17 protein-coding genes are annotated in these 21,176 nt (G+C 38.0%); 7 read left to right on the top strand and 10 right to left on the bottom strand.

Annotated elements, in window-relative coordinates; genetic code table 11:
* Positions 1-71: 71 nt before the first annotated feature.
* Positions 72-587, bottom strand: coding sequence for a peptide-methionine (S)-S-oxide reductase MsrA (msrA, locus tag ACSZOX_RS04520; RefSeq protein WP_437918620.1), 516 nt, complete (start codon positions 585-587; stop codon positions 72-74).
* A 169-nt stretch (positions 588-756) separates the two neighbouring features.
* Positions 757-1,770, bottom strand: a complete 1,014-nt coding sequence (locus ACSZOX_RS04515; protein WP_437918619.1) for a N(4)-(beta-N-acetylglucosaminyl)-L-asparaginase — start codon at positions 1,768-1,770, stop codon at positions 757-759.
* 219 nt (positions 1,771-1,989) lie between these two features.
* Here ACSZOX_RS04515 and ACSZOX_RS04510 point away from each other — a divergent pair, with 219 nt between their 5' ends.
* The 4 genes from ACSZOX_RS04510 (at position 1,990) to ygiD (ending at position 6,057) form a co-directional block, all read left to right on the top strand.
* Entirely contained in the window at positions 1,990-3,207 is a 1,218-nt protein-coding gene (locus ACSZOX_RS04510) for an NlpC/P60 family protein (protein ID WP_437918618.1), read from the top strand.
* 10 nt (positions 3,208-3,217) lie between these two features.
* On the top strand, positions 3,218-4,264 hold the full coding sequence (locus tag ACSZOX_RS04505) for a dipeptide epimerase (protein ID WP_437918617.1): 1,047 nt from the start codon (positions 3,218-3,220) through the stop codon (positions 4,262-4,264).
* A 2-nt stretch (positions 4,265-4,266) separates the two neighbouring features.
* Complete coding sequence (locus tag ACSZOX_RS04500; RefSeq protein WP_437918616.1) at positions 4,267-5,097, top strand: helix-turn-helix transcriptional regulator; 831 nt, start codon at positions 4,267-4,269, stop codon at positions 5,095-5,097.
* A 78-nt stretch (positions 5,098-5,175) separates the two neighbouring features.
* On the top strand, positions 5,176-6,057 hold the full coding sequence (gene ygiD, locus ACSZOX_RS04495) for a 4,5-DOPA dioxygenase extradiol (protein WP_437918615.1): 882 nt from the start codon (positions 5,176-5,178) through the stop codon (positions 6,055-6,057).
* 72 nt (positions 6,058-6,129) lie between these two features.
* On the opposite strand, the gene ACSZOX_RS04490 is transcribed toward ygiD, so the two are convergent.
* The 3 genes from ACSZOX_RS04490 to ACSZOX_RS04480 are packed head-to-tail and all read right to left on the bottom strand — an operon-like array spanning position 6,130 to position 10,676.
* The gene (locus tag ACSZOX_RS04490; RefSeq protein WP_437918614.1) at positions 6,130-7,812 is read right to left on the bottom strand and encodes a sodium/sugar symporter; all 1,683 of its coding nucleotides are present in this window, start codon (positions 7,810-7,812) and stop codon (positions 6,130-6,132) included.
* 48 nt (positions 7,813-7,860) lie between these two features.
* Positions 7,861-9,189 carry a xylose isomerase gene (gene xylA / locus ACSZOX_RS04485; protein WP_437918613.1) on the bottom strand — a complete coding sequence of 443 codons (1,329 nt, stop codon included), beginning with the start codon at positions 9,187-9,189 and terminating at the stop codon, positions 7,861-7,863.
* A gap of 5 nt (positions 9,190-9,194) precedes the next feature.
* Positions 9,195-10,676 (bottom strand): xylulokinase, encoded by a 1,482-nt coding sequence (locus ACSZOX_RS04480; protein WP_437918612.1) that lies wholly within the window; start codon positions 10,674-10,676, stop codon positions 9,195-9,197.
* A gap of 92 nt (positions 10,677-10,768) precedes the next feature.
* Here ACSZOX_RS04480 and ACSZOX_RS04475 point away from each other — a divergent pair, with 92 nt between their 5' ends.
* Positions 10,769-11,788 (top strand): LacI family DNA-binding transcriptional regulator, encoded by a 1,020-nt coding sequence (locus tag ACSZOX_RS04475; RefSeq protein ID WP_437918611.1) that lies wholly within the window; start codon positions 10,769-10,771, stop codon positions 11,786-11,788.
* Positions 11,789-11,806: 18 nt separating this feature from the next.
* Here ACSZOX_RS04475 and ACSZOX_RS04470 read toward each other — a convergent pair whose 3' ends face one another.
* The 3 genes from ACSZOX_RS04470 to ACSZOX_RS04460 all read right to left on the bottom strand — a co-directional run bounded on the left by ACSZOX_RS04470 (position 11,807) and on the right by ACSZOX_RS04460 (position 15,564).
* A complete protein-coding gene (locus ACSZOX_RS04470; protein WP_437918610.1) occupies positions 11,807-12,064 on the bottom strand; it encodes a hypothetical protein in 258 nt (85 codons plus the stop codon).
* Between the two features lie 7 nt (positions 12,065-12,071).
* Positions 12,072-14,228, bottom strand: a complete 2,157-nt coding sequence (locus ACSZOX_RS04465) for a cation:proton antiporter domain-containing protein (RefSeq protein ID WP_437918609.1) — start codon at positions 14,226-14,228, stop codon at positions 12,072-12,074.
* 121 nt (positions 14,229-14,349) lie between these two features.
* A complete protein-coding gene (locus tag ACSZOX_RS04460) occupies positions 14,350-15,564 on the bottom strand; it encodes an ABC transporter permease (RefSeq protein WP_437918608.1) in 1,215 nt (404 codons plus the stop codon).
* Between the two features lie 90 nt (positions 15,565-15,654).
* On the opposite strand from ACSZOX_RS04460, the gene fmt reads away from it, so the two are divergent.
* Positions 15,655-16,569: a methionyl-tRNA formyltransferase gene (gene fmt / locus ACSZOX_RS04455; RefSeq protein ID WP_437918607.1), complete on the top strand. Its 915-nt coding sequence runs from the start codon at positions 15,655-15,657 to the stop codon at positions 16,567-16,569.
* 5 nt (positions 16,570-16,574) lie between these two features.
* Here the strand turns inward: fmt and ACSZOX_RS04450 are convergent, their stop codons facing one another.
* The gene (locus ACSZOX_RS04450) at positions 16,575-16,790 is read right to left on the bottom strand and encodes a helix-turn-helix domain-containing protein (protein ID WP_437918606.1); all 216 of its coding nucleotides are present in this window, start codon (positions 16,788-16,790) and stop codon (positions 16,575-16,577) included.
* 346 nt (positions 16,791-17,136) lie between these two features.
* Between ACSZOX_RS04450 and ACSZOX_RS04445 the strand changes: the two genes are divergently transcribed.
* Positions 17,137-17,997, top strand: a complete 861-nt coding sequence (locus ACSZOX_RS04445; protein ID WP_274265926.1) for a sigma-70 family RNA polymerase sigma factor — start codon at positions 17,137-17,139, stop codon at positions 17,995-17,997.
* Between the two features lie 208 nt (positions 17,998-18,205).
* Here ACSZOX_RS04445 and ACSZOX_RS04440 read toward each other — a convergent pair whose 3' ends face one another.
* A complete protein-coding gene (locus ACSZOX_RS04440) occupies positions 18,206-21,061 on the bottom strand; it encodes a M16 family metallopeptidase (protein ID WP_437918605.1) in 2,856 nt (951 codons plus the stop codon).
* Positions 21,062-21,176: the final 115 nt, after the last annotated feature.

Genomic DNA, 21,176 nt, shown 5'->3' with positions numbered 1-21,176 from the left:
CAACGACAAAAGGACAATCGATGAGATTGTCCTTTTGTTGGTTTAATGCATTACCTTAATGAGATAATTAATTAACCTTGGTAACTTTTTAAAAATTTCTGCAATTTAGGAGCTATAACTGCTGCACAAAATGGGTTTCCCGGGTTTTGATTAAAATAATCGTGATGGTAATCTTCTGCTTCCCAAAACGTAACCGCAGGTTCCACAGCCGTAACAATAGGATCCTCAAATGCATCCGCTTCCTTTAATCCTTCAATAAACTTTGCTGTAACTTCCTTTTGATCCACATCATGATAGAAGACCACAGAACGATATTGCGTTCCCACATCATTTCCTTGTCTATTTAAAGTTGTTGGATCATGTGTTTTAAAAAATACCTTTAATAAATCAGCAAAACTTACTTTGCTTTCATCAAAATCAAGTTGTACAACCTCTACATGATCTGTATCTCCGTTACAGACTTCTTTATAAGTAGGGTTGGATGTTTTTCCGCCCATGTACCCAGGGAATACGCTATTGACTCCATTGGTATTTTGGAATATTACCTCGGTACACCAAAAACACCCACCTCCAAACGTCGCTTTCATAAAAATCTACGTATAAATGAACACTAAAAATTAAGGAATAAAACAATGGATATGATTTATCCTATTCTTCCTGCTTAACAAATGTAATAAACAAAAAGGATACTCATGTTGAGCTCAAGTCACATTATAAACTTGCTTCCTAAAAAATTCGAAAGAGCGAATTGTTACATTAAAAAATATGCTTCCCTTTGATGATTAAATCTTGTTTTTCAGCATTACAAACAGCATACGTGAAACCCGATTGCAATGCGTAGGAACCATATTCGCCTTTTTTATTAATCGCTAGAAACCCTACCTGAATCTCTTTGGCTATCTCAGGTTTTTTCTTCACGATTCGCTCCACAGCCTCCTTGCATGCAGCTTCTGGTGAATATCCCTGCCTCATCAACTCGACAACAAGAAAACTACCAACCGTACGGATAACTTCCTCACCTACGCCTGTAGAGGTAGCGCCACCAATCTCGTTATCAACATATAGCCCCGCTCCAATTATAGGACTATCCCCTACACGTCCACGCATTTTAAAGGCCATACCGCTTGTCGTGCAAGCTCCAGAAATATTCCCGTTTACATCCATGGCCAACATACCTATTGTATCATGATTATATTGATTTCCTGGAAGACGATCTGTATTGAACGATTTGTTTTCAATGTTCATGATCGGTTTATACTTTTTCTCTTTCAACCATTCTTTCCATGCGGCCTCTGAAGAAGGAATCAATAAATTTTCCCTTTGAAATCCCTGTTCAATAGCAAATTGCAATGCGCCTTCTCCGACAAGCATGACATGAGGTGTTTTTTCCATCACTAATCTCGCCACAGATATAGGATGAGCAATCTGTTCAAGTCCAGCTACCGAACCACAATTACCAAATTCATCCATAATACAGGCATCAAGAGTGACATGTCCATCACGATCAGGGTATCCTCCCTTCCCCACTGTAGGGTTGGATAAATCAGCTTCGGCGACTTTAACTCCTTGCTCAACAGCATCCAATGCTCTTCCGTCTTTTTTCAATACTTCCCATGCAGCTTTATTAGCTGCCACACCAAAATCCCATGTAGAAATAACAATAGGTGTCTTCGGTTTTGTATTTCGGGGACCAGCTACAAGTTCTTGAATTGATCCTGCAGCTACAGCTCCAACAATCGATTGCTTAATAAATTGTCGTCTTGAACTCATAATGATTCTTTTAGGATGTTTAATTGTGCAATTATACGAAAAAATCACACATGCAATATCACAGACAACTAAAACGTTTAAATACTTTAACAAATTGCAAAGCCAAAGCTATAGAATATGCGCTTTAATACCAAAAGGAAACATAAACAAACAAAAAAACGCAAAACAATTTAATTTTACACAACAATTAAACTATATTCGCTTAGTAAGGAGGCAGAAATGAATTTTTTTTATTGGAGAGTTGCATGTTTATTCCTTTTTTGGGGTTATCATCTCATCACACTAGCACAAACCGATTCCAGCTTGTATTTTAAATTACAGGAGATCTTAGAAGAAAAACGCATAGAATTCGTTATAGATAAACGGAATGAGGTACTCGAATTGTCAAGTGCAGATGTCCTGCATAATATTTACCGTATACGCACAACCTCACAAACCATTAAAACAAATCTGGAAAAATCACTTCTTTCTCTAAATGGTTCCTTTATTGTAAACACTCTGCCAGATACCTCTGCTACTTTTACAAAGGGGCTTGTCAATCTATCGGTAGCTAACTTGCGCACAAAGCCATCACACGCAGCTGAAATGGCGACACAGTTACTCTTGGGCAACCAAGTCGATATCTTGCAGCAAGAAGATGGAAACTATCGTGTTCGTACTCCCGAAGGATATATAGCTTGGGTACCTACTTCATCCATTGTACCTCTCACAGATTTACAAATTATAAACTGGAAAACAGCGAAGAGAGTTATATATACGGCAGAGTTCGGTCGTTCTTACTCACAGCCGAATCTCAAAAGCCAACGTATATCTGATTTGGTATATGGGAACATCTTGAAGTTAGAAAGCGAGGAAAAAGACTTTTATCGAGTATCGTACCCAGATAATCGGGTTGCTTATCTCGCTAAAGATGAAGCAATACTTTTCGACAATTGGTTAACCAGCAGAGAGCCTTCTGCCGAAAATATTATAGCGAGTGCCAAAACCATGTTGGGACTTCCTTATCTTTGGGGAGGAACATCTGTAAAAGGAGTTGACTGCAGTGGCTTTACCAAAACGTCTTATTTTATGAATGGTTACATTATTCCTCGAGACGCGTCACAGCAGGTTCAATTTGGACTGCCGGTAGATATTCTGGATGCAGATGGGAATTTTTCTCCGGAGAAAGCATTAAATAATCTACAGCCCGCCGATTTACTATTTTTTGCAGCTGGCAAAAATAAGAATAATCCTGCGCGCGTGACACACGTGGCGCTCTACATCGGAAATGGCATTTTTATACATGCTGCAGGAACGGTACGTATTAATAGTATGTTAAAAGACAGTGCAAACTATGATGATTTCCAGACACGGACTGTTGTAGCAGCACGCCGTTATTTAAAGGTTAACGATTCTGCTATTCAGCCTATTGCCAAGAGCGATTATTACATCAATTAAAGAATACACAATGAGTTGGTCAACTAAAACCATGGGAAAATTTACATTAAGCTACCGTCCATTTACACTAGAGATGCGTCATGTATTTACTGTAGCCTCATTCAGTCGAACAACCACTCCTGTTGTACTTATACAGCTAACTTTTGACGGCATAACAGGATACGGAGAAGCAAGCATGCCCCCTTATCTCGGTGAAACACAGGAATCGGTAATTGCCTTTCTAAATAAGGTCGACCTTTCCTTGTTTGACTCTCCTTTTCAAACCGAAGAGATACTTTCCTATATAGACGCCATAGCATTAAAAAATACTGCGGCAAAAGCGGCTATTGATATTGCTCTTCATGATTTATTAGGTAAACTCATGGGACAACCTTTTTTTAAAATTTGGGGGTTAAATCCCAATAACATCCCTCCGACGTCTTATACTATAGGTATAGATACAAAGGAGATGATCCATAAAAAGGTGAAAGAAGCCGAAGCATTTAAAATACTCAAGGTAAAACTGGGACTAGACACCGACAAAATGATTATAGATACTATTCGATCGGTAACCGACGTGCCACTTTGTGCGGATGTGAATCAGGGATGGAAAAACAAAGAAGAAGCATTAGAAATGACGCATTGGTTAGCAGAAAAGAATGTAGTTTTCTTGGAACAGCCTATGCCGAAGGAACAGATAGATGACATGGCCTGGCTAACGGAACGTTCTCCTATTCCGACCATTGCAGATGAAGGATGCCAACGCTATAACGACATTTTATCGCTACAGGGTGCTTACAGCGGCATAAACATCAAACTTATGAAATGCACGGGGATGCGCGAGGCTAAAAAGATGGCTGAATTGGCCCGGGCTTTAAATATGAAAGTCATGTTGGGTTGTATGACCGAAACTTCTTGTGCCATTTCCGCGGCTGCTCAACTTGCTCCTTTGGTAGATTGGGCTGATCTCGACGGTGCTTTGTTAATAGGAAATGATATCTTCGATGGGATGCATGTCAAGAATGGTATGTGCGTACTCCCAGACCGTCCAGGCATTGGCATCATTGCAAAACAATAACAATGACCGAGTTATTTAAGATATATCAGATCGATTTAGCGGAAGCTGAGCGTATTTCTACATCAAAAAATGAAATTCATCATCACGATTTTGAGGAACTGATTATCGGTGTAACTGGTCGCGTGCAACATTTTATAGACTACCGCTCTGCATTTTATGACGCTCCATTTGTCGTATTTGTCTCCAAAGGAAAAATGCATCGTATAGAACCCTTATCTCAAAATGGAGAATGCGAATTTTGGGTGATTCGATTCAAGAGTGAGTTTATTCCGGAAACGACCTTTAGCCTCTACGGGAGTTACCATGAAAATGCAAATATAAGTTTTCAACGTACGCCCTGCTTTGATCGCCTTCTTATCCTCTGCGAGTTAATGTATGCCGAAATGAAACAATCTCACCCCGATTTAGCTGTTGTCAAAAATCTACTTAGCACACTTTTTACAATGATCGAATCAGAACGTAAAAAACAACATCCAGAAATAGACTCTTTAGTCACTACACAAAATGTTACCTTCCGTAACTTCTTATCTATATTGGAGGAGAATTTCCGGAGACCAGAAGGAGTTGTTTTCTATGCGGAAAAACTTTTCATGAGTGCACGAAATCTAAACCTCATATGTCAAAATATTATGCAGCAATCCGTTTCTGAAATTATAGAAACCCGAAAAATGATAGAAGCAAAAAATTTGTTGATAAGAACAGAACGCCCTATAGCTGATATTGGTTACGAATTAGGTTATCGAGATAAAGCTCATTTCTCACAAACATTCAAAAAGAAAGCAGGACAGACTGCAAGCGAATTTAGAGATGAAATGCGGGGTTTAATTTCCTAAATAGCCTATTTTTTTTCCGATTTATCATAACGTCATCATCAAATTAGTTCCGATTTTTGTATAAAAAAGGAATATACAATGACAAGAAAAGACTTTATTCAAGTCGCTTCTGTATTACCATTAGCTGGAGCGGCTGTAAAATTAAGCACATTAAACAGGTTTCTAGATAACACCAGATTAACGGCGAAAATGCCTGTTCTCTTTTTGGGGCATGGAAGTCCGATGAATGCTATAGAAGAAAATCAATTTGTAGAAGGTTTTCGCCAAGTTGGAGATGAAATAGAGAAACCTGTAGCAATTTTGGTCATTTCTGCACATTGGGAAACACGCGGTACTTTTGTCACTGCGATGGAACAACCACAGACCATACATGATTTCGGCGGTTTTCCTCAAGCTTTATTTGACGTTCAGTATCCAGCTCCAGGGAGTCCCGATTTAGCGAAAGCTACACAAAAAATAGTAACCCATACAGAAGTACACCTAGATGATAAATGGGGGTTAGACCACGGTGCCTGGTCTGTTGTTAAACACCTATATCCAGACGCGGACGTCCCCGTGATCCAGATGAGTATTGATTATACTCAACCTCCAAGTTACCATTATAATCTCGCAAAAGAATTAGCAACGTTAAGGCACCGCGGCGTTTTGATTATCGGAAGTGGCAACATGGTTCATAATCTTCGTATGGTCTCTTGGCAACATTTGAATGCTATATACGGATTTGATTGGGCGATAGAAGCCAATGAAAAAATGAAATCATTTATTCTACAACAGAACCATCAAGCTTTAATAGACTTTAGAAACCAAGGACATGCTTTCGATCTAGCCATCCCCACACCAGAACATTATCTTCCTTTGATTTATAGTTTAGCCCTACAGAATGAAAAAGACGAAATCTTCTTATTTAATGATAGTCCAGTTGCAGGTGCGCTTTCGATGACCTCGGTTAAAATTGGTTAATTAAAACATATAGAACATAAAAAGGAGTTTGCTTATTACAAACTCCTTTTTCCTATTTTGTATACTCAATTACTACCAATAAACCGCATATAAAACCGCTGTTGCTATTGCAACCAACAACGCACCCAGCACAAAGCCAGGGTGGGCTTTAAACATCTTCGTATCAACATCCAGTCCATTTGGCACCACACCTCTTGTATTTTCGATTTTACTTATAACGTACATACCGATGATACAAATGATAAATACGAATCCCATGCGATCAAGGAATGGAATTTCAAAAACACCACTCGTAGGATTCAACACGGAGAATCCCGTTGAACTTAAAAAAGATAGGTCAATTATGTTTGGTAAAAATTTGAAAAGAACAGACAGTAAAAAACCACCAACGGTTGCAAAAAGAGCCGCATTCGAAGTTGTTTTCTTCCAAAAGAAACCAAGGATAAACATTGAAAATATTCCTGGAGAAACAAATCCAGTGTATTCTTGTATGTATTGAAAACCACCTTTCTTATCTATACCTAAATGTGGTGCAATAAGAACAGCAAGAATCATAGACACAATGATTGTTAATTTACCTGTATTCACCAACTGTTTTTCACTCGCGGACTTATTAAATACTTTTTGATAGATATCCAACGAAAAAATAGTCGCTATACTATTCGCTTTTCCTGCCAAAGAAGCTACTACAGCAGCAGTTAAAGCTGCAAAAGACAACCCCTTTAAACCAGAAGGAAGAAGATTCAATAATACGGGATAAGCCCTATCTGGATTCACTTCACCTCCTTGCAACATTTCAGTTTGAAAAAGGCCATCTTTCCAAAGCACGTAAGCCGCAATTCCAGGTAATACTACAATGATAGGCATTAGAAGTTTTAAAAAAGCAGCGAATAATAACCCATTTCGAGCGGTCTTCAAATCAGCTCCCAAAGCACGCTGTGTAATATACTGATTACATCCCCAATAGTTCAGATTGACAATCCACATCCCTCCCAATAAAACAGAAAGTCCAGGTAAATCTAAATAATTCTCATTGTCTGTTTTCAAAATCATATGAAAATGTTCAGATGCCTTATCAACCATGATGCCATAGCCTTTAAGGACCCCTTCACCGCCATAATGTTGAGAAACTAAATCTAACGCTAAATAGGTCGTTGCAAGACCACCTAAAATCAAAAAGAAAACCTGAATAACATCCGTATAACCAATCACTTTCATACCGCCCAAGGTGATAATAACAGCAAACACGGCAATAGCATACATACAAAGTTCCAAACTAAAACCCGATATACTACTTACTGCAAGTGCTCCAAGGTATAAAATAGAAGTTAGATTGACTACAACATATAGCATCAACCAAAAGACGGCCATAATCATTGCAACAGTACCATTGTAACGTTTATTTAAAAACTGAGGCATTGTAAAGATCTTATTCTTTAAATACACCGGTATAAAAAACACAGCAACGATAATCAAAGTAATGGCAGCCATCCATTCGTAAGTAGCAATGGCTAGGCCCATCTTAAATCCGGAGCCGCTCATTCCTATAAATTGTTCTGCCGAAATATTGGAGGCTATCAAAGAGGCTCCAATAGCCCACCATGTTAAGGAACCTTCTGCTAAAAAATAATCTTTAGAATCACCTCCAACGACACGGGATCTCTTCCTATTATAGACCCAAATACCGTAAGTTGCGACGATGACAAAGTAGACCAGAAAGACCAAATAGTCTTGGGTAGATAGAATGTTATTCATTGTGGTTTATATGATTAGAATTGCTAAGGTAGTAAAAGAAATCAAAAACTAAATAAATCTGTTAATCAAATTTTCAAGATATTCTTGTTTACCACTAATCATCGCTGGTTCACCATATTCCGCAGCGTAGTCACGAAGATTTTCTAATGTTAATTTACCATTTTCGTAATCGGCACCTAAGCCACTATCAAAACTCGCATAACGTTCACTACGGATCTTTTTGTAATCAGATTTTTGCAAAATATTATCAGCGATTATTAATGCTCTAGCAAAATTATCCATACCGCCAATATGCGCGTGGAACAAATCTTCAGGATCGGTGGAATTTCTACGAATTTTCGCATCAAAATTGACGCCACCACCTTGCAAACCTCCTGCTTCCAAAATAATCAATAAAGATTCTGTTAACTCATTCAGGTCATTAGGAAATTGATCTGTATCCCATCCATTTTGATAATCACCGCGGTTAGCATCTATCGATCCCAATAGCCCTGCATCGGCAGCAACCTGTAACTCGTGTTGAAATGTATGACCTGCTAAAGTTGCGTGGTTAACTTCTAGATTTAACTTAAAGTCATTCAACAAGTCATACCTTTGTAAAAAGCCTATAACAGTGGCTGCATCATAATCATATTGATGTTTAGTTGGCTCACAGGGTTTTGGCTCTATAAAAAATGTACCTTTAAAGCCATTCTTACGAGCGTAATCTTTAGCCATATGTAAGAATTTTGCTAAGTGCTCCTGTTCACGCTTCATGTTAGTGTTTAACAATGACATATACCCTTCTCGACCTCCCCAAAAAACATAGTTTTCTCCACCTAGGGCTATTGTCGCATCCAATGCTGCCTTTACTTGAGCTCCGCCATGTGCCAACACATGAAAATCGGGATTCGTAGATGCGCCATTCATATAGCGATGATGACTAAATAAATTGGCCGTACCCCATAATAACTTAATTCCGCTTTCTTTCTGTTTCTCCTGTGCTAAAGCGACAATTTGTTGTAAGTTCCGTTCATTTTCAACTACACTGTCTGTAAAGTCTACCAAATCTACATCGTGAAAGCAATAATACGGCAACTGCATTTTCGTCATGAACTCGAATGCGGCATCCATTTTATCCTTCGCACGATCTAAAATGTCAGTTTTCTTATCCCAAGGAAAAAACAATGTCGGACCACCGAAGGGATCAGATCCATTTCCGTTAAAAGAATGCCAATATGCACATGCAAATTTAAAATGCTCTGCCATTGTTTTTCCTGCTACCACGCGGGAGGCATCATACCAACGAAAAGCAAGTGGATTATCGGACTCTTTACCTTCAAACTTGATCTGTCCTACGTTCTTAAAATACTCCTGATTTCCTAATAAAATTTCCATTATATTTAATTTGATAATTTTTGTTCTAACTTCTTTTTCCAATTTTCATACAGCTCATCATAGCGTTCTAAATGAAGAGGTTCGATGACTTTTTTCCTTGTAAGACCTGAAAAAGCCTCTTCACGCTCTGAAAATAAATTTGCTCCCAAGCCTGCACCTAACGCTGCACCAACACTACCATCATTATCATAAAGTTCGACAGGTACATTAGTTACCCCCGCGAAAGATTCTTGAAAAACCGAACTTAAAAATAGATTGGCATTTCCAGCCTTTATTACTTGAGGATAAATGCCATTTTCCTTTAAAATATCGAGTCCGTAACGAAATGCAAAGGAAATACCTTCTTGAGCAGCCCGCCACAGATGAGCTTGACCATGTCTAACAAAATCCAATCCTTCTATGTGGGCATGAACCATTTTATCATTTAACATGCGTTCCGCACCATTACCAAAAGGAAGAACAAAAATCCCTTCTGCTCCTATTGGTATAGCCGCCGCCTGTTCATTTATTTGAGAGTAATCATATGCTGAAGCCGTCATTCTTTTTATCCAACTATTCTGAATGCCAGTTCCATTTATACATAAAAGAACACCTAAATTATTCTGGGACGGTTTATGATTAACATGGGCAAACGTATTAACACGAGATTGCTTATCGTAGGCCAATTGATCTGTGACTGCATAAATCACACCTGAGGTTCCAGCAGTAGCTGCAACCTCACCAGCCTCAAAAACATTCAATGACAAAGCATTATTAGGCTGATCACCGGCCTTATAACTGACTATAACCTGTGGAGACAAGCCTAATTCATCAGCAATATTCCGTTGGATAGTTCCGTAATTAGAAAAAACGGGGAAAATATCGGGCACTAGGGCCGAATCAATGCCATATTGAGATAACAACGTTTTTGATAAATTATTTTCCTTGAAATTCCAAAGAATTCCCTCGGAAATTGAACTCACATTCGAATTGATTTCACCAGTAAGACACATCCCCAAGTAATCGCCGGGTAACATGAATTTGAAAATCTTCGCATAGATCTCAGGCTCGTTTCTCTTCACCCAGGCTAGCTTTGACGCTGTAAAATTACCGGGAGCGTTTAAATGGGTGGTTAAAAAATCAGTATTCTGCAACTCTTCCATCGCTGCTTTACCAATCTCTACAGCTCTGCTATCACACCAAATAATAGCATTCCTTAACGGGCGTTTATCAGCACCGACCAACACAAGACCATGCATTTGATAAGCAACACCGATTGCCACAATATCCTTTGGATCATATAATCCAAAACTATTCGCTTTCTTTATAGCTGTCTTTGTAAAAGACCACCATTTATCTGGATCTTGTTCCGCCCACCCTTGTTGAACCGATAGAATTTCAGCTTCCGTTTCAGGGTATTGTACTGCCACAATTCGCTTCTTCGTTTGTGCATCCACAACAGAAACTTTAATCGAAGACGTTCCTAAGTCTATTCCTAATAACAACATATATTAAATTGGTTATTTATTATGCAACCGATTGCATAAAATTATCTATAATATTTTATATTTACAACATATATTTTCTAATTTGATTTACATTGGCAAAAAAGACTACCATTTACGACATTGCAAGAGAACTGAATATTACCGTTTCTACGGTATCAAGAGCATTAAATAATATATCCACTATCAGTGAAGCTACACGAGAATCCGTAATAGAGACTGCCAAAAAGCTAAACTACAGACCGAACAAAATAGCCTCTTCTCTTACCTCGGGTAAGACATATATCATTGGTATACTGCTCCCTAGTGCACAGATTCAATTTTTTGCATCTGTGATACATGCTTTAGAAAAATACCTGAAAGCTTTTGGATATAGTATACTCCTCTATCAGACGAACGAATCATTAGAATCGGAAAAAAATGGAATTAGCACTTTGCTTGAGGCGCAAGTAGACGGTATTATCGCTTCGATGTCCTTAGAAACGCAGGATGTGTCTCATTTCGAAAAAGTAAAAGAGGAAGGCAAACCACTCATTATTTTTGACCGGACACATGATAACTTACAAAGTCCTGTGGTAAAAATGAACGATGAGTACGCAGGTTATCTTGTAACAAAACATTTATTAGATAAGGGCTACAAAAAAATCGCTTACATCACCACCAAACATAAAATCAAAATCTTTCGGGAACGTTTTGAGGGGTATCAACGCGCATTACAAGAAGCTGGAATAAAAGAAAATTCAAGCTATGCTTTGTTCGGTGACCTAACTGTCGATGGCGGATATGACGGCACACACCAATTGCTAAAATTGAAAGATCGTCCCGATGCCATTATAGGAGGAGACGACTATGTAGCACTAGGTATAATTAAAGCCTTACACGAACATAAAATCACCCCACCAACAATAGGTGTTATCGGGTTTGCAAATCAAAATTTTTCGGAACACATTATTCCAAGTCTTTCCACTATTGATCAACAGGCAATCAAAATGGGCAAAGAATGTGCTAAGATGTTTTTAAAAATTATCGAACGCAACCCTCTTCACGATACGGAAATAGAACCCGTCATATTAGATCCTATTCTACTTGCTCGAGAATCTACCGATAAAAAATAAAAAGAAGCCAATGGTTGCTTAAAGTAACAAGACTTTCCATGCCATATCCACTTCACCTAAAGCTACGAGTTCTTTGGCTTTTAGTTGAAGATGGGTATTACGTGTATTTTCGTCACCAATGAACGATTGCAAGAGTTCTCTCACTTCGGGAAGAGTTCTAATTTCGTCTATTTCATCTTCTTGTGGAAGACTCTCGACTTGACTAAGTATTCTACGGTCATCATCTGAAAGAATTGTAGAATACCGTATGAAGCTAGGCAGCATCGTTATATCCATATAAAAATTATCTATCTTTATTAAACATGTTGCCTATCTCACGACTGATTTTTCGAAATATTGGAGCCGTCTGCACATCCTCATAATCGTCTATATGTTGATTTTCTCGTCTACTCGGAAAAATTAGTATAACATTTTGTTGTTGAAAATACCGCCCGACTCTTTTCGCCAAACCGTCAAAAGAATCGCGATAAGAAACCTCTCCATAGCGCGAAGAAACAAAGACCAATAAAGCATCTGCATTGCTGAAAGTTGCCAATCCGAAGATATTATCCCAATCATCATAGTTTCTAAAAGAGTAAGGTACACTGGATTGTACAAGTTCTAGAACACCCTGAATAGCCACTTCCGTACGCGCATTGCTGATAAATACCAATGGCAAGGATAATTCTCTTCCCAATTTTACGATCTTCTCCATCCAGTACTCAAACCCCATTTCTGACTCTGCTAAAGGTGGTACAAAAATTAAAATAGATTTATGGGATAAAAAGGGAGCATTTAGTCGACACATAAATAAGCTTGCATCTGTACGATTCAATATACTTTCTGTCTTCTCACCTACAATCTTCTCAACGAAAGAAGTAGCGCTTGGCCACCCCAATATTAAACAATCTGCAAATAACTCTTTCGACGTGCGTCCAATACCACTTGCAATGTTATAATCCAATGTTGTGATAAGCTCGACCTCAGTTTCAGAGCCAGAAGCATACTTCGCCATATTATCCAAATTCTTTCTTGCACTTATCGCATTACGTTCAGCCTGCTCATTATCAGCAACAACACTTAGAATATGGAGCGGATGATGAGATTTCTTCGATTTAATCAGTGTCGCAAAATCTAAAATCCGTTCCATATTGGCAAGATTAGCGATTGGTATCAATAACAGTTCTTCATGTTCGGGCACGCGTTCTATACGCTCGTCGTCTTGAAGTCCCTCCATGACGATCCGTTTAGAAGCATTCTCCGTAACCATAGAGGCTATAATACAGGTAATCAATATCAATACGATGGTTCCGTTCAATACGTTTTCGTCGATTATTTCCTTTTCATACCCCACCATAATAATAGCAAGAGTGGCAGCAGCATGCGCATTACTCAGACCAAAAATAAGGTTACGTTGATTTTTAGAATACTTGAAAAGTAATCTTGTCGCTGTCGCAGCTAAAAATTTCCCAGTTACCGCCACAATCGTCAATGTGCCCGCAATAATCAGCGCCATCGGGCCTCGGGTTAACACACTAATATCAACGATCATACCAACAGATATTAAGAAAAATGGAATAAAAATCGCATTTCCTATAAATTCGATCCTATTCATCAAGGCTGAAGAATGTGGAATTAATTTATTTAAAGCGAGGCCCGCTAAAAATGCACCAATAATTGGTTCCAACCCTGCTATTTCAGCAAGAAAAGCAGCAAAGAATACAACAGCAAGAACAAAAATATAATGTCCCGTCTTTTCACTTTCTATTTTTTGAAAGAACCATTTGGCAATGCGTGGAATAACCCCAAACATGATAAATAGAAACAATGCAAAAGACAGGGCTAATGTCACCCAGAATTGCTCGTTAATTTCCCCCTGTGCCGCTCCGGTTATGATGGCAAGTATAATTAAGACCGTCGTATCTGTTAAAATCGTCCCTCCGATTGTTATAGCTACGGCTTCATTCTTGGAAATACCATGACTATTAATTATCGGATAGGAAACCAGTGTATGGGTAGCAAACATACTCGCTATCAAAACACTAGGCAATAAAGAATAACCTAAGAAATAATAACAAACGGGAAATCCTATACTTATAGGAATAATAAATGTTAGAAAGCCAAAGATTATACTTTTATTTTTAGTCTTTTTAAATTCGTTCATATCAAGTTCCAATCCAGCGATAAACATGATATAAAGTAATCCAATTGTGGAAAAAAGATCAATAGCATCCACCCCATTTCCTCTTAAAGTGTCTTTATCGATCTTAGCCAACCAATTTAAACCATGCGGACCAAACAGCAAGCCAAAAAGGATTAATCCGATAATTCCAGGAACTTTAATAGGTCTTAGAATAATTGGAGAAATTAAAATAATGGTCAAAATTATGGTAAAAACAAGAACAGGGTTTGTTATAGGTTTTGAAAATGCTTCGGAAATATGATGCAAGAATTTGTCCATACAGTTGTTTTACGTCGATCTGATTTGCTAAAAAAATACATGGAAAATTACGCAAATTTTCGAGTACTTCCTAATTACATCGCTAGGCTTGTAGTTTGTTTCTACAATCCTTACAAAGCTCTTACTTAAACTGTATCGTTTTTATTGGCGATATACGGCTGATAAGCATTGCAGGAACAAATAACGCTAGTAACCCTATCAAAGCTACAGCAATATTTAAGAAAACAACCTCATACCAATAGATGGAAAGCGGAACATATTCTATATAATAAGTTGAGGGATCAAGAACAAAGAAATGTGTTTGTGTCTGGAATAAATAGAGTGCGATGGCGATTGCATTGCCTACAACGAGACCAATTCCAATAAGATAAAGTGATCCGTATAGAAAAACCCGACGAATTCCCGAATTGGTGTACCCTAAAGCTTTTAATATTCCAATCATGGATGATCGTTCCAATATACTAATCAACAGAGAAGACACCATATTAATCACAGCAACGAGCACCATCAACACGAAAATGACATTATCGTTCATATCGAGCATATTAAGCCAATTAAAAATATCAGGCAGCTGTTCAACGATATTGGTAGCATCAAGCTCAATTGGCAATATTTCCCGAACATCATCAGTCATTTTATCCAAATCTTCAAAAGATGATATACGTAGTTGATAAGCCCCTACTTCGTTATCATCAAGGTCATTTAATCTTCTTATGAGATCTAATGAACCGATAACATAGGTCTTATCCAATTCCTCCGAGTGTGTTGTATATATTCCTTTAATAGTAAAAGGACGCTTCCGAATCGGTTGCTGCACAAAATACATGACGAGTTTATCACCGATATCCAGTCCTAATCGATTTGCAAGGAATTCAGAGATAATTAATTGGGTATTCGGTTCAGCTGAAAAATCAAGTGTATCTCCCTTAACAATATTACGCTGTAAATACTTCTGATTATATGTTTTATCTACACCTTTCAGGAGTACCCCTTCGGTTTCCCCTTTCACGTTCATTATTCCGGCCTTAGTTGCGAAGGGGGTAATTTCAGTAATTCCTTTCGTTTGTTTTATCGCTTTAAGTTCACTTTCCGAAAGGGCTATCGGTGTATTTTCGTAAGATGCGTTTAGATCATTTTTCGTGATAACGATATCACCAAAAAAACCACGTTGCTTTTCGATAATTTCTGTCTTAAACCCTTTTAAGATGGCTACTGACAGAATAATTGCCGATATAGCTAAAGCCAACGCTCCAATGGTTACACGTATAATAAGCTTCGAAAATGTTCGATGCCCTTCAAATATAATCCGCTTCGCAAGGAAATAAGGGAAATTCAAGCTGAAAATTAATTTGTACCTTCGCAAAGGTAACAAATTTTGTCACTTGGCGATATTGTAGAAAAATAACTTAGAAAAAAATAACAAAATATGCGTATAATATTTATGGGAACCCCAGATTTTGCAGTGGCATCATTAGAAGCTCTTTTAAACGCTGGAGAGGATGTTGTTGCAGTAGTTACAACACCAGATAAACCAGCTGGACGAGGACAAAAACTGCACGAGTCTCCTGTTAAAAAATACGCAGTTTCTAAAAATATTCCTGTACTACAACCCGAAAAACTCCGTGCCCCTCAGTTCGTAGAGCAACTTTCTGCCTACAAGGCGGACCTGCAAGTGGTTGTTGCTTTTCGCATGCTACCAGAAGTTGTCTGGAATATGCCAGTAAAAGGCACAATAAATGTACATGCTTCACTTTTGCCACAATACAGAGGAGCCGCCCCTATCAATCATGCAATTATAAATGGTGAAACCCGTTCGGGCGTGACAACTTTTCTTTTACAGCACGAAATTGATACTGGTGCCATCCTCTTTGCAAAAGAAGTTGCTATAGGTCTCTCGGATACAGCTGGCATATTACATGACAAATTAATGTATGCCGGAGCAGAAGTACTACTAGAAACTGTTGCTGCGCTTCGAAATAATACGGCGATTCCAATACCACAAGAGGAATTAACTGCCAGCGCCGTAAAAATGGCACCAAAAATATTCAAAGAAGACTGCCAAATTGACTGGAATCAATCAACAGATCAAGTGTATAATAAAATACGTGGATTGAGCCCCTACCCGACTGCGTTTACCCTAATGAACGGTAAAGTTCTTAAAATATTTGAAACAGAGAAAGGCACAAAATCCGCAACGCCCCCTGGAACATTCGATACCGATGGAAAGAATTATATAAGTTTTTCAACGCAAGATGGCACTCTCTTACTGAAATCTATACAGATAGAAGGCAAGCGAAGAATGGATATACAAGAGTTTCTCCGTGGATATCGCTTCGATTAACATATTCAATTTTCCTTTTCGTCCACATATTCAATAATATCCCCTGGCTGGCAGTTTAATGCTTTGCATAACGCTTCCAGGGTACTTAAACGTATAGCTTTCGATTTCTCGTTCTTGATGATCGAAAGGTTAGACAAGGTTATTCCCACTTTTTGACTGAGTTCATTTAAGGAAACCTTTTTCTTAGACATAATATTATCTAAATGAATTCTAATAGCCATAATTGATAGATTTTTAATAGTAAACCACCTTAATAGTAACAATAATATTATACATTTGTTTTATCGAATATCAAAAATTAAAAACAACCAGTTCACGAAACCTTTTAATAATAAACATGTTACAACGTCAATATTTTTCAGGTCATAAAAAACAAATTCATTTTTTGTTCGTTTAATTCTAAAACGGGAAAAGGTTTGGAATAATTTTTGCTAGTAAAAAGCAACTAAAACTCTTTTCTTAACTACCTCATACAGAGTGATTAATTTACACGCAGATGAAGGTATTTTCGGTAGAATTTATTATTTTTGCAGACATTTCAAAAGAGAAAGGTATTTATTACATTAAATGAGACAGCTCAAAATTACACAATCCATTACCAATCGTGAATCACAGTCGTTAGACAAGTATTTGCACGAGATTGGTAAAGTAGACTTAATTACCGCGGAAGAAGAAGTAATATTGGCACAACGCATTCGCGAAGGTGACCAAGTGGCTTTGGAGAAATTGACAAAAACCAATTTACGTTTCGTTGTTTCTGTAGCAAAACAATACCAGAATCAAGGACTCACCTTAGGTGACCTGATCAACGAGGGCAATTTAGGCTTAATTAAAGCAGCAAAACGTTTCGACGAAACAAAAGGGTTTAAATTTATTTCTTACGCTGTATGGTGGATTCGTCAGTCTATTTTGCAAGCTATTGCTGAACAGTCGCGTATAGTACGTTTGCCTTTGAACCAAGTAGGTTCTTTGAGTAAAATCAGCAAAGCTTTCTCCAAATTAGAGCAGGAATATGAGCGCGAACCTTCTCCAGAAGAGCTAGCAGATATTTTGGAAACTACAGTAGACAAAGTATCCGATACACTTAGCAATTCCGGAAGACATGTATCTATGGATGCTCCTTTTGTACAAGGTGAAGAAAATACATTATTAGATGTATTAGAAAATGCAGATCCAGATACAGATAGTCTATTGATCGATGAATCTTTATCAGAGGAAATCAAACGTTCTTTAGCAACTCTGACAGAGAGAGAGCGTGAAATTATCGTTCTATTTTTTGGACTAGGAACAAACCATCAATTATCATTAGAGGAGATTGGTGAAAAGTTCAATCTAACAAGAGAGCGTGTACGTCAGATCAAAGACAAGGCGCTACAACGTCTTCGCCACACTTCACGTAGCAAAATTTTAAAATCTTATTTAGGCTAATAATTTAGTCTTCTATCAAATGCGCAACCTAAAAGTTGCGCATTTTTTTTACTTCTCATTTGGCTTTTTATTAAAACATTACAAATCAATCGCTGCACCACAAATCATGGATCAACTAAAACATTCCCTACTTCTCTTTGAGGTAATCGAATAAAGACCTCTTTAACTATACATCTGCTAAAGAAGTCTTAAAAAAACCTTTGTTCTGCTATTTCGCGTCTTCAGGCAGCAAAACAAATTTAAATAGCTTATCTTCTTTCAAATATTTATCGGCTACTTTTTTTACCGATTCAACAGAAATTTTATCTAGATCATTCAAATAGCGCACAATGTAAGTTGGATCTTCTGCACGTTGATATGCACCTGACAACTGACTAAGCCAAAAGCGATTTTCCTTAAGGGAGAGCTCTAATTGACGTCTTTGTTCAATTTTAAATTTATCTAAATCGGTAGACGACGGTCCTTCCTTCTTAATCTTACCAATTTCTTCTAAAGTAGATTGAATAAGACTCTCATACTTATCTATCCCTGTACCAAAGGAAACTGTAAAACCATACCTACTTTTTGGAAATTTGCTGGTCGAAGCTCGAGCAGCCGTCCCATACACCCCACTTTCTTCCTCACGTAATCGCTCAATAAGTTTAATTGTCAACACACTTTCCAGTGCATCCATATTCAGGTTTTCTGTTTCATTATATTTATAATCTCCATAATAGCTCAATACTACAGTTGCTTTCTGTTCCTTTCCTTTACGCACCGTATATTCGAAGCCCCTATTAGGTTCATAAAGTCCTAAATCTTTAGCCTGTTCCGTTCTGTTTTTAACAGGCAAAGAAGCCAGGTACTTTTCCAGATAAGGCCTAATTTCGGCTTCTGTAAACGATCCAACAATAGTAAATACAAAATCGGAAGCATCGGCAAATCTTTCTTTATAAATAGCTAAAGCACGCTGCTGATTTATTTTATCAATAGCATCTACGCTTATCGGTGAGCGACGAATACTATGGTTATAAAGGTTATCCATAACAGTTTTACTAAACACAAAATTCGGGTCACTGTCACGATTTTTAATCATCGAGCGTGTTTTTGTAATCGTACTTTGAAAAACATCGTCCTCAATACGAGGTTCCGTAAAATAGCCATAAATCATTTCGAATGCCGTCTGAAGCCCCTCTTTATCTGTATAGCCTGACAAGCCTTCACTGCGTTCACTGAGATAGGGACTGACATTTAAATTTTTACCACTCATGTATTTTTGCAACTCAATTGTGTTAAGTTGACCTACACCACTACTATTGACCAAATCTGCAGCCTGCGCTGCCGAGTAATAGTCCGAATCGCTGTATAAAGAAGTTCCGCCTAGACTAAATGTATTGATTAATATTTCATCATTTTTAAATGTTGTTGGCTTTAACACAACCTTCACACCGTTACTCAACATCAACTCCTTAGCATCGACAGCTGAAATATCTTTAACGGCACGTATTGTTCCAGCAATTGGCTCTATCGATAATAGTGGCAAATCAGAAACTTTATCTTCATAAGCTACAATTTGCTCCGACTTTACTACAGAAAACCAATTGTCCACCAAAGACTCATCCGGCAGATTCTTTTTTTCGTTATCTGGAGCCATTATGATAACATCCCGGTTATTATCTACATAAAACTCATCTCCAACCGCATTGACCTCCTTTAGCGTCAAGGTAGGAAGTAACTGTTTATATAATTTGTAGGCGTCTTCATTACTTAATGCAGGCTCTTCTTCTAAGAAATAATTCAGATACCTATTCACATAACTATCTGATTTTTTCTTGTCCCTCTCGATAAAGGCAATCTCATTACCTTTACGGACATTTGCAATGGCGCGTTGAAACTCCGTATTGGTAAATCCAAAACGCTCTGCACGTTCGAGTTCTCGTATTAATGCTTTAAAACCGTTTTCAAACTCATTAGGTTTAGCTACAAAAAAAGCATTATAAGCATCTAGCCCTCCAAGAAAACCACCTATGCTCACACTTGCTTGAACAAACGGAGGATTAGCAGATTGACCTAATTCGCTTAAACGAGCATTAATCATGCTATTATATACTGACTTCAAAAGTGTTCTTCTAAAATCCTTCACTGTCTTGATCTTCTCTTCTGTATGTTTAATGGTGATTTGACCAACAGTATAGGTCATCTCGGGGTCGGTAACCGCAATAAATTGATTCTTATTTAGTAAAGGAACTCGGTGCGCGACGCGCTTAGGCGCGTCAACAGGCCGTTTCAAATCTCCAAACAGCTCCTTTACTTTGGCTTCCATCTCTGACACATCCACATCCCCAACTATAATAAGCGCCTGAAGATCCGGTCTGTACCAATCTTGATGAAATTTACGAAGAACTTCATAAGGGAAATTTTTAATATTATCTTCCGTACCTATAGGGAGCCTACTAGCATATAGAGAACCATTCAACATAACAGGCAGGTATTTGTCACGCATACGCTGAGCTGCACCACGACCTCCACGCATCTCCTCCAACACAATTCCACGCTCCTTATCAATCTCATCTGCAGCCAATAATGCATCTTGAGCCCAATCACGCATAACCTGCAAACCATTCTGCAGTAAAAGTGGGTCATCTGACGGGATTGGCAGCTGATATACCGTTTGATCGAAACCCGTATAGGCATTTAAATCACTCCCAAAGCGAACACCAGCTTTTTGAAGGTAATCAACTAATTCATTTTTGGGAAAATGCTTTAATCCGTTGAAGTTCATATGTTCCAAAAAATGAGCTAGTCCAACCTGCGTCTGGGTTTCTAGAATTGACCCCACTTTTGTGGCTAAATACATTGTAACCCTATCTTTAGGTTCTGTATTTCTTCGGATAAAATATTGAAATCCATTCTCCAATCGCCCTGCTATAACTTCTCCATCAAAAGGCAGTGGAGCGCCCCACAATAGCGTATCGGTTCTAAGCAGCATACGGGATTCATTCCGCATAGAAGTTGCCTGCACAAGTCCAGATTGAAACAAAGTAGGCAACAGAAATGCAATAGCAATTGGTTTTAATATATTCATGAGCAATCTTGTATTAAATGGTCTTTATTTATCGTGTAAACCTACAAAATTCCAATAAATTCTAGCTATCCATCCTTACTATTTAATTCTTTATTGAAAGGAATTCTTAGATTTG

The organism is Sphingobacterium sp. LRF_L2 (assembly GCF_965644235.1).
Classification (GTDB): domain Bacteria; phylum Bacteroidota; class Bacteroidia; order Sphingobacteriales; family Sphingobacteriaceae; genus Sphingobacterium.
This window is presented reverse-complemented; position numbering and strand designations above follow the sequence as displayed.

Bases quoted from the DNA above. Each gene is read 5' to 3' on its own strand.
- msrA (WP_437918620.1), bottom strand. From the start codon at position 587: ATGAAAGCGACGTTTGGAGGTGGGTGTTTTTGGTGTACCGAGGTAATA.
- ACSZOX_RS04515 (WP_437918619.1), bottom strand. From the start codon at position 1,770: ATGAGTTCAAGACGACAATTTATTAAGCAATCGATTGTTGGAGCTGTA.
- ACSZOX_RS04510 (WP_437918618.1), top strand. From the start codon at position 1,990: ATGAATTTTTTTTATTGGAGAGTTGCATGTTTATTCCTTTTTTGGGGT.
- ACSZOX_RS04505 (WP_437918617.1), top strand. From the start codon at position 3,218: ATGAGTTGGTCAACTAAAACCATGGGAAAATTTACATTAAGCTACCGT.
- ACSZOX_RS04500 (WP_437918616.1), top strand. From the start codon at position 4,267: ATGACCGAGTTATTTAAGATATATCAGATCGATTTAGCGGAAGCTGAG.
- ygiD (WP_437918615.1), top strand. From the start codon at position 5,176: ATGACAAGAAAAGACTTTATTCAAGTCGCTTCTGTATTACCATTAGCT.
- ACSZOX_RS04490 (WP_437918614.1), bottom strand. From the start codon at position 7,812: ATGAATAACATTCTATCTACCCAAGACTATTTGGTCTTTCTGGTCTAC.
- xylA (WP_437918613.1), bottom strand. From the start codon at position 9,189: ATGGAAATTTTATTAGGAAATCAGGAGTATTTTAAGAACGTAGGACAG.
- ACSZOX_RS04480 (WP_437918612.1), bottom strand. From the start codon at position 10,676: ATGTTGTTATTAGGAATAGACTTAGGAACGTCTTCGATTAAAGTTTCT.
- ACSZOX_RS04470 (WP_437918610.1), bottom strand. From the start codon at position 12,064: ATGGATATAACGATGCTGCCTAGCTTCATACGGTATTCTACAATTCTT.
- ACSZOX_RS04465 (WP_437918609.1), bottom strand. From the start codon at position 14,228: ATGGACAAATTCTTGCATCATATTTCCGAAGCATTTTCAAAACCTATA.
- fmt (WP_437918607.1), top strand. From the start codon at position 15,655: ATGCGTATAATATTTATGGGAACCCCAGATTTTGCAGTGGCATCATTA.
- ACSZOX_RS04450 (WP_437918606.1), bottom strand. From the start codon at position 16,790: ATGGCTATTAGAATTCATTTAGATAATATTATGTCTAAGAAAAAGGTT.
- ACSZOX_RS04445 (WP_274265926.1), top strand. From the start codon at position 17,137: ATGAGACAGCTCAAAATTACACAATCCATTACCAATCGTGAATCACAG.
- ACSZOX_RS04440 (WP_437918605.1), bottom strand. From the start codon at position 21,061: ATGAATATATTAAAACCAATTGCTATTGCATTTCTGTTGCCTACTTTG.